This window comes from Paenibacillus pedocola (assembly GCF_031599675.1).
Lineage (GTDB): Bacteria > Bacillota > Bacilli > Paenibacillales > Paenibacillaceae > Paenibacillus_AQ > Paenibacillus_AQ pedocola.
The window spans coordinates 844,404-859,740 of record NZ_CP134223.1; the positions used below are offsets into that span (position 1 = coordinate 844,404).

Annotated in this window: 11 protein-coding genes; all 11 read left to right on the forward strand. The window is 48.7% G+C overall.

Annotated elements, in window-relative coordinates:
- Nucleotides 1-193: 193 nt before the first annotated feature.
- The 11 genes from QU597_RS03630 to QU597_RS03680 all read left to right on the forward strand — a co-directional run bounded on the left by QU597_RS03630 (nucleotide 194) and on the right by QU597_RS03680 (nucleotide 15,322).
- Complete coding sequence (locus QU597_RS03630) at nucleotides 194-2,140, forward strand: DUF8426 domain-containing protein (RefSeq protein ID WP_310831418.1); 1,947 nt, start codon at nucleotides 194-196, stop codon at nucleotides 2,138-2,140.
- A complete protein-coding gene (locus QU597_RS03635; protein WP_310831419.1) occupies nucleotides 2,137-3,447 on the forward strand; it encodes an McrC family protein in 1,311 nt (436 codons plus the stop codon). Before QU597_RS03630 ends, QU597_RS03635 begins: the two co-directional genes overlap by 4 nt.
- Nucleotides 3,448-3,646: 199 nt before the next feature.
- Complete coding sequence (locus QU597_RS03640; protein WP_310831420.1) at nucleotides 3,647-5,347, forward strand: hypothetical protein; 1,701 nt, start codon at nucleotides 3,647-3,649, stop codon at nucleotides 5,345-5,347.
- A gap of 37 nt (nucleotides 5,348-5,384) precedes the next feature.
- Nucleotides 5,385-6,620: a GGDEF domain-containing protein gene (locus QU597_RS03645; protein ID WP_310831421.1), complete on the forward strand. Its 1,236-nt coding sequence runs from the start codon at nucleotides 5,385-5,387 to the stop codon at nucleotides 6,618-6,620.
- Nucleotides 6,621-6,821: 201 nt separating this feature from the next.
- Entirely contained in the window at nucleotides 6,822-7,718 is an 897-nt protein-coding gene (locus tag QU597_RS03650) for an SDR family oxidoreductase (protein WP_310831422.1), read from the forward strand.
- Between the two features lie 113 nt (nucleotides 7,719-7,831).
- Nucleotides 7,832-10,303 carry a serine hydrolase domain-containing protein gene (locus QU597_RS03655; RefSeq protein ID WP_310831423.1) on the forward strand — a complete coding sequence of 824 codons (2,472 nt, stop codon included), beginning with the start codon at nucleotides 7,832-7,834 and terminating at the stop codon, nucleotides 10,301-10,303.
- Between the two features lie 83 nt (nucleotides 10,304-10,386).
- A complete protein-coding gene (locus tag QU597_RS03660) occupies nucleotides 10,387-10,983 on the forward strand; it encodes a TetR/AcrR family transcriptional regulator (RefSeq protein ID WP_310831424.1) in 597 nt (198 codons plus the stop codon).
- Nucleotides 10,984-11,312: 329 nt separating this feature from the next.
- Nucleotides 11,313-12,314, forward strand: coding sequence for an aliphatic sulfonate ABC transporter substrate-binding protein (locus QU597_RS03665; RefSeq protein WP_310831425.1), 1,002 nt, complete (start codon nucleotides 11,313-11,315; stop codon nucleotides 12,312-12,314).
- A 36-nt stretch (nucleotides 12,315-12,350) separates the two neighbouring features.
- Entirely contained in the window at nucleotides 12,351-13,124 is a 774-nt protein-coding gene (locus tag QU597_RS03670; protein WP_310831426.1) for an ABC transporter ATP-binding protein, read from the forward strand.
- A gap of 60 nt (nucleotides 13,125-13,184) precedes the next feature.
- A complete protein-coding gene (locus tag QU597_RS03675) occupies nucleotides 13,185-14,027 on the forward strand; it encodes an ABC transporter permease (RefSeq protein WP_310831427.1) in 843 nt (280 codons plus the stop codon).
- Between the two features lie 41 nt (nucleotides 14,028-14,068).
- Nucleotides 14,069-15,322, forward strand: a complete 1,254-nt coding sequence (locus QU597_RS03680; protein ID WP_310831428.1) for an alkyl sulfatase dimerization domain-containing protein — start codon at nucleotides 14,069-14,071, stop codon at nucleotides 15,320-15,322.
- The last annotated feature ends 15 nt before the right edge of the window (nucleotides 15,323-15,337 follow it).

Sequence of the window (15,337 nt, forward strand, 5' to 3'; positions counted from 1 at the left end):
GGATAGGTGCCGCGGCTTTTTTGTTTGAGATAAAGGAAACTGAGCCTGCGCGAGACATCTAAAGTGAATTAATAATATGAAATAATGGTATTTTGATCCAAAGTTATATACTATCATGGTCTTCAAAGTGGACTTTCATACTGATATCTGGAAGAACAAAGCGACTCTATCTTATTGTATAGGAGCTAACCTAATGAGTGATTTATCCAAGCTTAACAAGCAACAATACATCTACTGGTTAAAGCAGAAGAGAAAATCAAATGGGGAACTATATTCCGAAAATACAGTAAATTCGTACGCCTCATCATTATCGACCGCACCTGCCAGACTTTCAGGAATTGAACTGGAGAATACAGATGTTTACGGGATTACTTCAGCTAATTATTTTCATGAGATTAGACAGCGTATGGAAAGGGCGGAGAATTTCGAAGAGATTAACATCAAGGCTGGCAATAAAGCTTTTCAATATGCTCTTGAGTACTATGAGGATTTCTTGCGTGAACAGGAAAAGGGGAATGAACCGGTTGGTGATGCCGATGGAAATCCTTTGAACTATTCGATAACGAGCACGCCTATAGTATTTACAGCTGCTGCAGGACTGCCTACTGCACTCCTTGATAAAAATATCATTTTATATGGCCCTCCAGGCACAGGCAAAACCTACAATACGGTCACATATGCAGTCGCAATCATTGAGAACAAGCCCTTACATAACATTATGTATGAAGTAAGAACCAGAGGTTATGAAGTAATCCAGGAACGCTACCGTTCTTACAAAGATAAAGGGCTTATTGAGTTCACAACATTCCATCAATCCTATGGCTATGAGGAGTTTATTGAAGGGATTAAGCCGAAGATTCAGCAGGGTGACGAGACAGGTCAGATTGGCGATAATGTTGCGTACGAGATAAAACCGGGAGTATTTAAACAATTCTGTGAAAAAGCGCAGACTCCAGTTATTCAGGACAGTAATACGTACGGAATTCGTAAAGAACCAGTCATATGGAAGGTTTCACTCGGCGGTTCAGGTCAAAGTGATGTGAAACAGGATTGCTTTGATAATGATAGAATCCGGATCGGGTGGGACTCTTACGGAGAACGGATTACAGATGAGACAGACTTCAGAGAATATGGCGGAGCGACGATCCTGTCCCGGTTCATGAGCGAGATGGTGATCGGTGATATTGTCCTGATTCTCCACGATGAAAAAACTATTGATGCCATCGGTGTCGTTACAGGTGAATATGAATGGCTCAATCAAATGGAGGACTACAAACGTTCCCGCAATGTAAAATGGCTTGCCAAAGATATCCGGGAGGATATTTATGCGCTCAATGGAAATAAGGTTATGACACTGGGCTCAGTATACAGGCTGAACAGAATCACGCTTGCGGATGTGCTGGTCATGCTAAAAGCTAATAGCAATGTTCATAGTACAGCAATTCAGGAGAATGCAAACAATTACGTGTTTATTATCGATGAAATCAACCGCGGCAATATCTCGAAAATTCTCGGGGAGTTAATTACACTGATTGAGCCGTCCAAACGTATTGGACAAGCAGAAGAAATCAGATTGAGGCTGCCTTACTCACAAGAAGTGTTCGGTGTTCCGGGCAATGTCTATCTGCTTGCCACAATGAACACTGCTGACCGTTCGATTGCCAGGCTGGACACTGCGCTGCGCCGCCGTTTTCATTTTGCGGAAATGATGCCGTGTCCGGAAGTGCTTGTTAGTATACAGGTTGGCAGTGAGGTCATTGAGTTGTCCGCCATGCTGGAAATGATGAATCGTCGTATCGAGGTACTATATGACAGGGAGCATATGATCGGGCATGCTTACTTTATGTCATTAAACAATCACTCTGCTCTGGATGATCTGGCTCACATTTTCCGCAATACAATTATCCCGCTGCTGCAGGAGTACTTTTATGAAGACTATGACAAGATCCGGCTCGTACTTGGTGACAATAACAAACCTGAGAGTGAACAGTTTATTCTGGCCAAAAAGACGGATATAACGGAGCTGTTTGGGGATATGAACGGTTTTGAGTTTGATGACGAAGCAGGCTACATGCTTAATGAAGAAGCGTTTGAAAATGCCCAAGCCTACCGCAAAATATACAGTCGCAGCTCCCTATGATAAACCGGACGAAATATACCATTAAAGAATATGACTCGTTCACCAAGAATCCGGATGTGAAGCTCCCGAACCTTCATTATATGCCTGAACCTATTTTTGACTGTCTGGAGCAGTTTGTGTTGTCCAATCGACAGGTGTCAGATACGGATCCATTAGAGCTGATGGTGGTAACGAGCAAAAGAGGGATCGGCAAAGTTATCAGCGCCCGTAACTATGTAGGTGTAATCACCATGAATAGTGGTGCACAGATTGAGATCCTGCCTAAACTATATTCACGGAATGCGGAGAGCTCTGAGAGTGAAACCAAACAGGTTTTCCTGAAAATGCTGAAATCCCTCCTGCGGATGCCTTTTAAGCATTTTAATGTCTCCAGTCTGAACCAAGAGAAATACAGTATTCTTGATATTTTCATCCGGATGTTCGTTGAAGAAGCCTATAATCTGGTCAAACGGGGATTGAAATCCGCGTATACCGAACACGAGGATAACGAGTATTTCTATAAAGGCAAACTCAAGTTTGCTGAACATATCCGGCTAAATGCGGTGCACAAGGAGCGCTTTTACATCGAATATGATGTATTCAGTGCAGATCGTTCGGAGAACAGATTGATTAAATCAACGATCAAATTTCTGCAGAAAGTCTGCTCAAGCAGAAAACTACAGAAGGACCTGTACACCCTGTCAGCTGCATTTGAGTCCGTAGAGTTCTCGACAGATTACAATCAGGACTTTGCCAAAGTCACAGACGATCGGAATATGAGTGAATATGCAACAATTCTGCAGTGGTGCCGAGTGTTTCTGTACAGAAACAGCTTTACGCCGTTTATAGGAAGCGGGGTAGCATATGCTCTATTGTTTCCTATGGAGAAGGTTTTCGAAAGCTATCTTGCCGGACAATTGAAGAAAAATCTGGCTCACCCCAAGTATTCGCTGATGACACAGCACCGGCTGTACCATCTTTATGATGAGCCCGGGCAGCGCTTCCTGCTAAAACCGGATATCGTAGTTACCTGTGCTCAGGGTACGGTTGTACTGGATACCAAGTGGAAGATGCTTACACCGGATGGGAATCATGGGATCTCGCAATCTGACATGTATCAGGCCTATGCTTATCATAAGAAATACACTGCTCAAACTGTAATTCTCGTATATCCTTGGACAACAGAGGTTGCGGAGATAAAAGATCCAATCATATATAGAAGCAAGGACGGTGTTTCGGTTCAGGTGTATTTTGTAGATTTAAGTGAGGGTAGTGATGGTGCAGGAGAGCTCAGCGGATTAATTGAGGAGGCACTTGCCGGCTTCTGAACGAGCCTTATTGTTCCAAAACGAAGTTTTGGCAGGTGATTGATTATACACCTCTATCTACCAAGTTAGATAGGGGTCTTTTTCTGACCCGCAGCGTGCATTAATAATTCAACCAGCGAAGCACAATTGCCGATAAGTAATAACAGGCGCACGTTAATATTGCTTGCTGTACATATCGCATTTAATGGGGGAAACATCAATGAAAAGGATTTTTGGTCTGTTGCTGGTGCTGTTGATGGTAACACCGGCCTTTGGCACCGCTACTTATGCAAGTAACACGGTGAAGGCCACGGTGACCGGGAGCAGTACCTATTTTGAGGGGGAAGAAAAGAGCTCTAACGGCTTCAATATCGCGGGCAGCAATTATTTCAATCTGCGGGATCTGGCCCGGAATTTCTCGGGAACCCCGAGCCAGTTCGATATCACCTGGAATCAGGAGAATAAGGCCATTGAAATCGTAACAGGAAGAGCCTATACGCCTCAAGGGACGGAAGACAGTATGTATTTTAGCCGGAGCAGAGCTTATGCTGCCGCGCTGTCCACCTCCAAGGTGATGATCGACGGAGTGCTGCAGTCTATTAAGGCCTACAATATTGAGGGGAGCAATTACTTTCAATTAAGAGATTTGGCCGGCAAAATTCCATTCGAGCTGGAGTATGACAGTCAGCTGAACCGGCTGGTGATGTTCTCCAGAACACCGGACAATGCCTATCGTACCCAAGCATCCGGTGAAGCGGTGGATAATGCCGAGTCCTCTGATTTTCCAAGATGGAAAAGTACAGTGTCGTCGTACCTTGTCAATAACTCAGACGGTTCGGTAAGTGTCGTAGAAGCGGGCAAAGAGGTCACAATTGACACGTACAATGCAAACTACGAACGAACTGCAACGCAAAAGATTGCTTACGAGCTCCCGCTGTTCGGCGGCTTTTATAGCGGTGAACAATATAATTATATTGCTTATGGACAAGAGAACCGGGAAGAGAACGACAGTAAAGAAGTGATCCGCATTGTTAAATACGATAAAAGCTTCAACAGAATCAGCAGTGTCTCTATTACGGGCGGTCAGAGCTATACAGTGGGTCCTTTTGACGCCGGGTCCGGAAGAATGGCTGACTCAGGGGACACTCTGGTATTCCATACCTCGCGTACAAGATACACCACAGAGGACAAGCTGAACCATCAATCCCAGCTTACAATTATCGTGAATACCTCAAGCATGACTGTAACCAATGATCTGGGGCGCTTCCAGAAAAATCATGTGAGCCACTCTTTTGATCAATACGTGCTGTTTGACGGCGGTGAACAGGTGCTTGTGGATCATGGGGATGCTTATCCCCGTTCGGTTGTTCTACATAAAGGAACCGGAACGAGTTACAGCGAGGTGGATTTGTTCGATATCCCGGGTAAAACCGGAGCGAATACGACCGGGGTTTCTATTGGCGGGTTCGAAATGTCCTCAAGCAGCTATATTGCTGCCATGAATTCGATTGACCATTCTTTGGTCAGCGAATATACCTCTTATGAGATGGTGGGTCTGGAGACGGATCAGCGGGATATCATTCTGAGCGTGTTGCCCAAAAGCAGCTTGAACAGCGCCTCCGTTCATACGATTACACTGGCTAAATATGTGGGCACGGACCGGATAGCGTCCATTCCTAAGCTTGTCCGGATAGCAGATGATCAAATGATGGTGCTGTGGCAGGAGTTCGATAAAGAAAATCATCCCGGTGATGTGAAATATGTGTTTACCGATGGAAGCGGCAAAGCTGCCGGGGATATTCAGAGTATCAAATATTTTACACTGTCTGAATGCAATCCGGTGGTCAGCGGCGGCAAGGTTATCTGGTACACCAACAGCAATGGATCCCGGATGTTTTATACGATTCCTGTGAAAGGATAACGGATAGCAGACACCCACACGGAGGATTTAAACCACATTGAACAAGTTAATCAAAGCAGCTTCCATGATCGTATTGCCCTTATTGTTAATGGTATTGGCTTATCTGGCTTATAAGAACGTACAGGCCTTGTCCGGTCCGCAGCTGGATTTGCTGAAGCTGGCACCCTACGCCGTCTTTCTGACCGGGGGTGTCCTCGCCTGGAAATTTAACCGCAGCCGGGAGTTTTTCCTGATGGTTATTTTTACGCTGGCTGCAGCTTCGCTGCAGTATTTACCGGAGCTTCCGGGAACGGGCGCAGCCATGGTGCTACCTGATCTGTACGTTATTCTGTGTGTACTGCTACCGGTGAATATTTTGATCTTTTCCTTCTTCAAGGAGCGTGGGATATTCAGCTTATGGGGATTGATCCGGCTGGGATTGATTGCGGCAGAGGCGGCGGCTGCCGTCTGGGCGATGCTCCCGGAGAGGCGCGGTCTACTGGAGCGGCTGCAGATGGAACTGCTGCCTGTGAATTTGCAGGGGGTGACGCCTTTGTCCCAGCTGTCCCTGATGATCTTCATAATCACATTTATCCGGCTGCTGATCCGGCAAATGTCTTACAGGTCTTCACAGGATGTTGCTTTTATGGCGGTGCTGCTGGGGATGCTCTACGTGCTGCAGCTGGATCATGATCCAGTCGCCTACGCCTTGCTGTGGACAATGTCAGGCATCATTCTGATCACCTCGATTATTCAAGACTCGTATGCCATGGCTTTCTCGGATGAGCTTACCGGCCTGCCTTCCAGGCGGGCATTGAAGCAGGACATGCTGAAGTTGGGCATGAACTATGCGATTGCGATGCTGGACATTGACCATTTCAAAAAATTCAATGACACCTATGGCCACGATACCGGAGATGAAGTGCTGAAGCTGGTGGCTTCGATTGTTAAGGACGTGACCGGGGGCGGCAGAGCCTTCCGCTATGGCGGGGAGGAGTTCACCATTCTATTCCCGGGCAAAAGCATCCAGGAGGCTATGCCGCATCTGGAAGAGCTAAGAGAGAAGGTCGCGAAGCGCGGGTTCACAGTACGGGGGCAGAGCCGTGGCAAAGGGAAGGCTAAACGTAAATCAAAATCGCGCAGCGGGGGAGCAGGGAAACAAATCTATATCACGATCAGCATCGGGATTGCCCAAAAGAATGAGAAAAGCAAAACACCGGATGCAGTCATGAAAGCGGCCGATACCGCATTGTACCGGGCGAAGAAGAAGGGCAGAAACTGCGTCAGCAAGTAGCTGTGTACATAAATTATTTAGGAAATAGGATCATTTTAAGCTGGAGCCGTTTAAGCACAACCGGGCCGTCCCTTCGTAAAGGGGCGGCCCGGTTGCTGTTTAGCATCGGGAATTATGGTTACATAAAAAGAGTCTAAGTGTTTTGATGTTTATGGTGCCATGGTCATCACCCAATGGAAATTCACAGAGGAGGAATGTACAATGAGCGATCAATATAAGGTTCAAGACCCTGCGACCCAATATCCCAAAGCAACACCGGAATATCAGCAGCAGCAGCCAGCCCCGGGACTGGAAACCGCGATGCATCCGAAGCCGGATGACGGTGCGGAGACCTATCGCGGCAGCGGGCGGCTCACCGGACGCAAAGCGGTGGTCACTGGAGCAGACAGCGGGATTGGCCGTGCGGTGGCGATAGCTTTTGCCCGTGAAGGAGCGGATGTATTGCTGGCGTATATGCCGGAGGAAGAAGCCGATGCAAGGGAAGTAGTGAAGCTTGTGGAGGATGCCGGACGTAAGGCAGTTGCGATGCCGGGTGATCTCAAGGACGAGCAGTACTGTGAGCAGCTGATTGCTGCCGCTGTGGAGCAGCTCGGCGGGATCGATATTCTGGCGAATATCGCGGGCATGCAGCAATTTGTGCCGGATATTGCTGATCTGACAACAGAACAATTCGATGCCACCTTCAAGACCAATGTCTACTCGCTGTTCTGGCTCTGTAAGGCAGCGATTAAGCATATGAAGCCGGGCAGCACCATTATCAACACTTCTTCCATTCAGGCCTATACGCCTGCACCGATCCTGCTGGATTATGCAACGACCAAGGCAGCGATTAACACCTTCAGTAAATCGCTTGCCCAGCAGGTTGCCGAAAAGGGGATCCGCGTGAATGTGGTGGCTCCCGGACCGGTATGGACTCCGCTGCAGGTGAGCGGCGGCCAGCCGGTAGAGGCGCTGAAAGACTTCGGCGCCAAAACGCCGCTCAACCGTCCCGGCCAGCCGGCCGAAATGGCTCCGGCCTACGTGTTCCTGGCCAGTCAGGAATCCAGCTATATCAGCGGCGAAACGCTGAATGCGAACGGCGGCATGCCGACGCCTTAAGGGAATAGCTGGAATTGTCCCGGAATGATAAACTAAATACAACCAGCAATTCAGTTGCGCGTGCCGGTTCCTAACCGGTACGCGCTGTTTGCTTAGCAGAGGGGAAGTTTAGCATGGGACAAAGAGCGAATCTGATTATAGTCAGAGAACAGGCTTATGAGTTGTATTATAGTCACTGGTGTGCGAATACTTTGCCGGCTGATTTATTCTGGGGGCCGGAGTATGCTCTGTCATTCATAGAAAGGCAGACCCGGGCGGTGGAATCCGGACCGGGATGGCTGAATGAGGTGTGGGCGGAAGGCGGCGCAGTAATAGATTTGGAGAAGAGGAAGCTGGTATTTTACGGCGGCGAAGATATTCTCCTGGATATCCCCCTGCGAACCCTCTTTTTAAGGCTTATGGGAAGTATCTGGCAGGGGTGGGAGATCACCTGGGCCTATGAAGGCATAGTTGATCTTGCATCCTATGTAGGCTATCCCCAAGAAGCACTATTAGCGGAACGTGAAGCATATACCGGTGATATGACTCTGGCTCCCTCATCACCAAGGGAATGGGTTGACCTGGTTGCAAGTGTGAAATTTGCCGATGATGACCTGCTGTTGTTCCCTTTGGCCGAAGAGCTTGCAGCTTATCTGTTGAGCGGTCCCGCGTTCATTAACCGCATAAATAAGTCATATGGTTACCGAAGTTTAGCGTTGAGCGAATGGACGGAGGATTTTCCGGCTGCAGGCTTTCATATTGACGTTACGCAAAAAAGGATCGAGATCTGGCATGCCAAAGATTTTGCGGCAGCTCAAACCCGGATTCAGTCTGAATGGCCGGGCTGGGAGGTCATTGATCATTGCGGGAATTACGAATCGCAAGTCAAGAGAACCGGAGGAGCTTTGAAATTACAAGTCGCAGATGAGCATCACTTGCTGGATCAATTGCAGAACATGTTACTAAAGGATTTCGCATCCAATCCAGTTAAGGCAGTCACTTTCTTTGCCCAGAAGGAAGCAGAGGCAGGAAAAACCGTAGAAATCAACCCATATGCCTTGAAGTATGATACATACCGCTTTCCCGGAGAGCTAAAAGCAGAGCTGTGGAAAGCTGCGGTCAGCAAGCTCCGGATGCACAACCAGCAATTGTTAAAAGGATTACCCGAAGATCACGGCCTATCTTGCCGTACACTGCTGGACTTCTTCTCGCAAATCGAACAGTCGGCTCTCGCCGTCAACACCTTCATACTGCTGCAGGACGGGGTGGTTACGTCAGCATTTGCCCGGGCTCCTTATCGTCTGGATCAGCCGCAGCTGCTGTATTCTCTGAGCAAAAGTATCACCTCTATAGCAGTTGGGATTGCCATTGACGAAGGGCTTTTGACGCTTGCGGACACCGTCATATCCTTCTTTCCGGCGAAACTTCCAGGGAACATTTCACCCAATCTGGCCCGGATGACGGTACACCATCTGCTGTCGATGAACGCAGGCCATCACGATAATATTTACGGCGCTGTGGCGCAGGAAGAAGACTGGGTGCGGGCTTTTCTGGCGCAGGAGGTTCCGCATGAGCCGGGAAGTCATTATGTATACAGTACCCACTGCACTTATATGCTGTCCGCGATTATTGAGCAGGTTTCCGGCCAGAGTCTGGTTGATTTTTTGCAGCCGCGCTTGTTTGAACCTTTGGAGATCCCAAGACCTGTGTGGGAAACCTGTCCGTTGGGGATTACGGCTGGAGGAATGGGCCTGAGCCTGTCTACCGAAAGTATCGCCAAATTCGGCCAGATGCTGCTGAATAAAGGAGAGTACGCCGGAAAAAGAATCGTATCTGAGCGTTATCTCGCCTTAGCTACCTCGGAACAGAGCGATAACCGCCTGTCTGCCCCGAAAGACCGTACCGATTCCGCCCAGGGATACGGTTATCAGTTTCACATGTGCCGCAGGGGCTGCTACAGAGGGGACGGTTCTTTTGGCCAGCTGTGCCTGGTTGCTCCCCAGGAACAACTTGTTATAGCGGCAACGGCCGCGTTCGGGAGCATGCAGCAGCTGCAGACACTGCTAGATTTCATCTATGAATATATTATTGACCGGTTAGACCGCGAGGAAGCTTATAACCATACAGATATGCTTGAACTGCAAAACAAATTAGCCGCTTGGACTTATCCTCTTCCACCGGTTCAGCCCGTTCCAAGCCCGGCTTTTTATTGTGGCCGCAAAGGTTACCGCCTGGCTGACAATCCTCATGGGCTGAGGGAGATCGTATTGGAGATACAGGGAAATCGGCTGACGGTTCAGTTGAGCTATGGGGTTGAGCGGGATAACGTGCTGCCGTTCAGTTATACAGAAATGCTGCATGCGCAGGATGTTTTCTACAAAGATTTGTCACTGCACCGGCAAGAGGTAGTCACTTCTGCGGCCTGGCAGGATCAGCACACCCTCCAGCTCACCCTGTTGTACATCGAGACCCCTTACGTTGTTACTTATACTATCGGCTTCCGGGAAGAGGAGATCGATGTGGGGTTCCGGATCAATGTGTCCCTGAATATTCCGGAATACAGCACAACCGGCGTAATCGTGCACGACGAAGGTTCAACAAATTGATTCCTTCCCGTGTGCGTTCTTGATCACAAGGTATACTACCACGTATGATACAAGGGAAAACATGCTGCTATGGAGGGACAACCATGTCACCACGAAACCTTGAAAAAGACCTTTTACAAAGAAAGCAAAGAAGAAAACAGATCATAGATGCAGCCTTCACCATGTTCACCAAACGCGGGATCGAAGCCTGTAAAATGAGCGATATTGCCAAATTCGCCGGACTCAGTCACGGCCATGTATACAATTATTTTCAATCCAAGGAAGAACTTCTGGAAACCCTCATTCAACGATCACAGCAAATCTACACGGATTTGCTTACAAGCGCCCGGACGCTTCCCGGAGATGCAATCGATAAAATCCGCTGGATCACGGAGCAGTATTTATCCGACTCCCGTTCCGGCAGAGCGTATTGGGTCTTGCTTCAAGCCCAGGCCTCTGATGTTCTTGGCGAGGATAAAAAGCAGGATATTCACAAACGAATGATAGACAACCAGTATTTGCTCGCCGCTATTATCGAAGAGGGGCAGCAGGAAGGGGTTATCGTCGCAGGCGATTCCGCCGAACTCGCGCTGCTCACGGTTACGCTGCTTACAGGTGTCAGCATGTGGGAGATCCGCGGCTATGCCCAGTCTTCCGAGTCAGCCTCCAAACATATCATCAAGATGCTGTCCGCCACTTAAATAATGCCGAGAATAATTATAGGGATTGACAGAAGGTTCCTGTCAGATTACAATCAGTTCAACATAGTGACTCATGAATCATTTTGTGAAAGTTCCACGCATCTCGTCCATCGACCGGTCCACCGGAAATGAGACAAATCCATCAACAATCGAAGGCAGACGGCTATCTCCGCTCCCTGCGGAGGCACTGTTCTGTGAGAAATCAAAGCGTTTATCTGCAATGTTATCAGCAGAGCACCCTTTGAATTTCGTAGTTGTTGGTTTTTTTCTCGCCAAAACCCTACTATGCAGATCAGAAAACTAATAAAACGATAGGAAAGGATGATACCATGAAATCCGGAAGAGGACTTAGAACATCCATATTTGTTATTGTTGCGGCTATCACACTGATTGGAGCAGCCATTGCTCCACATTCGGCACCCGAAGCAAATGCAGCTAAAAAAGAGCTTAAGGTAAATATCGCTATTAACGGCTCTTTAAATATTTTCTCCATCATCAAAGAAAAAGGTCTGTTAAATGATGTACTGAAACAACATAACGCCACCGTATCCTGGAGTGAATTTGTCGGCGGTCCCCCGATTCTCGAATCACTCGCCGCCAAAAGAGTCGATATCTCCGTGTTAGGCGACGGAGCCGCTTTGCAGGGATTATCGGCCGGACTGCCTTTTTCCAGCATTGGCCTTGTCAGTGACGGATCCCGGCTGAATTCCATCCTGGTCGCACCGGATAGCGGAATCAAGAGCGTAAAGGACCTCAAGGGCAAAACCGTTGCACTTGCTAAAGGAACGACCTCTCATGTATTCCTCGTCAAAGTGTTGGCAAAGAACGGACTCAAGGAAAAGGATCTGAAAATCGTTAATCTGCCATTACCGGAAGCCCAATCCGCATTCCAGGGCGGAAAGGTCGATGCCTGGGCGACAATTGATCCGTACACCACCCAGCTCACCCTCCAAAAGAAAGCCCGCAGCATCGCAGGTGCCGAGCAATCAATCCCGGCGCCAATTACCCTCATCGCAAGAAATGCTTTTGCCAAGGCAAATCCTGAGCTCGTTACAGAAATTCTCAAGGTGTATAAAGAAGCCGTGGACTGGCAAAACACGCATGTCGATGAGGCCGCCCAATTATTTGCCGATCAGAAAAAGATCCCCAAAGCCGTAGTCAAATCACTTCTATCCAATCAAAAAGCGAAGCTGTCACCGATTACGAAGGATATCATCTCTACCCAGCAGGCATCGGCGGACTATCTGTATAATTCCAAATTCCTGAAGAAAAAAGTCAATTATTCTTCCTCGGTCAATAACACCTTCGTAACCAAGGCGCTTGCTCCATAAGACCAATATTATAAGGTTAGCCAAGAGGAGGTACCCATGACACAGAGTCCATTGCTGGAAATCAAAAATGTGAGTAAAACCTTTTATTCCGACAAAGGACCGGCCCATGTACTGGACCGGATTCAGCTCACGATACAGGAAGGCGAAATCGTCTCGATTATCGGGCCCAGCGGTTGCGGAAAAAGCACGCTGCTCAAAATTGTCTCGGGACTGGATACGGAAGTTCAGGGAGAGGTGCTGCTGGAAGGGGCTAAAAGCATAAAGCCTTCTAAGGATAAGGGATTTATCTTTCAGGAGCACCGGCTGTTCCCCTGGTTAACCGTAGAAAGAAACATTGCCGCAGAGCTATCCTGGCGTAGTCCTGACGTAAGAAACCAGGTGGCGGACCTTATCCGCCTGGTGGGACTGCAGGGATTTGAAAAAGCCTATCCGAAGCAGTTGTCAGGCGGTATGTCCCAACGTGTAGCTATCGCACGGGCGCTTCTCCGTAATCCTAAAGTTCTACTGCTTGATGAACCTTTTGGCGCTTTGGATGCATTCACCAGAAAACATATGCAGGACGCCCTGCTGGATATTTGGAGAGAGAACCGGACAACCATGCTGTTTGTAACCCACGATATTGATGAAGCTGTGTTCCTGTCCCATCGGGTGGTTGTTCTGGATCCCCGCCCGGGAAGAATTAAAGCGAATATTCCCGTCGACCTTTCGCATCCCAGAACACGGACGGGCACTGCCTTCCAGGTACTGCGGAACGAGGTATTGAAACAACTGGAACACTCGGAACCGGAAGAAGAAGGTTGGACCATTTAATCCCCTAAATAAGGCTATAATTCTGCCATCCGCAGATGAGGTTAGGAAGGATGATCAAGAATGTCAATTCAGACAACAACGGACGGGGCGCTGACACGCAAGGTGGAGCAGCCTGCCGGCTTACGCTGGAGGAAACCCCGGGGGAAAAGCAGAAGATTCTTTCTCGGAATCCTGTTGCCTTTATTTATCCTGGGGCTCTGGCAGTTTCTTAGTACACATCAGTACGCAGACCCTGCATTATTCCCGGCACCTAGCGCAATCGTGAAGGAGCTGTACAACATGATTGTTTCCGGAGAACTGCAAAGCCACCTGAAAGTCAGCGTATTGCGTGCACTGTTAGGTTTTCTGCTTGGCGGCAGCGCAGGGCTTATCACCGGACTGCTCGTCGGGATGTTCAACAAAGCGGAGGAAATTCTGGACCCGACCATACAAATGGTTCGGGCCATCCCGATTCTCGCGATAACGCCTTTATTTATACTGTGGTTCGGGTATGGCGAAGTATCCAAAATCTTGCTCATTTCCCTGGCTTCGTTCTTTCCTCTGTACATCAATACCTTTCTTGGCGTACGGAACGTCGATGCCAAATTATTCGATGTTGCCAAAGTTCTGGAATTTAACCGGGCTCAGCAAATGCTCCGTCTGGTCATTCCGGCGGCAATGCCCAATTTTCTGCTGGGCCTGCGGCTCTCGATCAGCTTCTCATGGATGGTTCTGGTCTCTGCAGAGCTCATGGGTGCTGAGAAGGGTGTGGGGTACCTGATTCAGGATGCCCGCTCCTTTATGCGCACTGAGGTTGTGTTTATCGGCATCTTTTTGTTCGCTGCCGTCGGTAAGCTCTCGGACTCTTTTGTCCGCCTGCTCGAACAACGGCTTCTGAAGTGGCAGGATACTTATAAAGGCTAATTTGCATCTCAAAAATACGACAAGATTAGGAGCGTGGCGGCATGTCACATATACAAAATCAACAAGTGGTAACCAATGACACAGCAAAAGGAAGAGTAAACTGGTCTGCTGGAAGCGATTCTCAGCTGATTGAGCTGGGAGACGGCTATTATTCCGCTATAAATTACGGATTAGGCAATGCAGGCTTCGTCATCACCGGGGAGGGCGTTGTCGTCATTGATTCTACCGTATCGGCCGCCGGAGGCGAGGCCGTTCTGGCGGAAATCCGCAAACTAACCGATTTGCCGATCCGTTACCTGATCTATACTCATGGACACGAGGATCATGTCGGGGGTGCTGCCGTTTTCAAGCGGGAAGGGGCGACCGTAATCGGCCATACGAATGTGGCTCCGCGGTTCGACCGGTATTCCAGGCTGCGCGACCATCACGTCTCCATCAATACGCTGCAATTTCAATCCGTAGATTTTGCTGGTGATAAGCCTTCCTATGTATACCCGGATATCGCTTATGACAAAGAGTATACCTTTGAATTAGGCGGGCGGACCTTCCGGCTTGTACATGCCAAGGGGGAGACGGATGATGCTACCATTGTCTATATCCCCGAGGACAGAGTTGTATACATCGGAGATTTCATCATTTGGACGTTTCCTAACGTAGGGAATCCGAATAAGGTCCTTCGTTATGCACGGGAATGGTATGAGACATTGGACCGGGTTCTCTCCTGGCAGCCGCGGATCATTGCTCCCGGACACGGGCCAAGCCTGACGGAGCCGGGGATTATCAATAAAGCACTTCGTGATACCTCGGATGCCCTCCGGTTCCTTGAAGAACAAACGGTCATCCATATTAACAAAGGCTCATCCGAAGAGACGGCTATACTAAATATTCAGCTGCCGGAGCATTTGGAACAAAGTCCTTTTTTAAGGCAGGTGTACGGGACCAGAGAATTTGTCATCCGCGGAATCTACCGCCGCTATACAGGTTGGTATAACGGTAATCCCACTCATCTGGCACCAGCACCTCAGGAGCAGGTAAGACAAGCGGTGCTGGAGTTAATCGGCGATGGTGCCAAGATACTGGCCAAAGCCGAAAATTTAAAAGCCAAAGGGGAGCTGCAGCTCGCCCTGCATATTGTTGATCTCCTGATCGGGGAATCCGGGAAATCAGATGAGGCACGCACACTTAAGGCCGACCTGCTCCTGGAGCTGTCCGATCGCTCCCAGAATCTGTTCTATCATAACTATTATAGAGGCAGTGCCAAGCAGCTAAAGCTTGACGCGGCGGCAATTGTGTAATGTCGGCCAGCTATA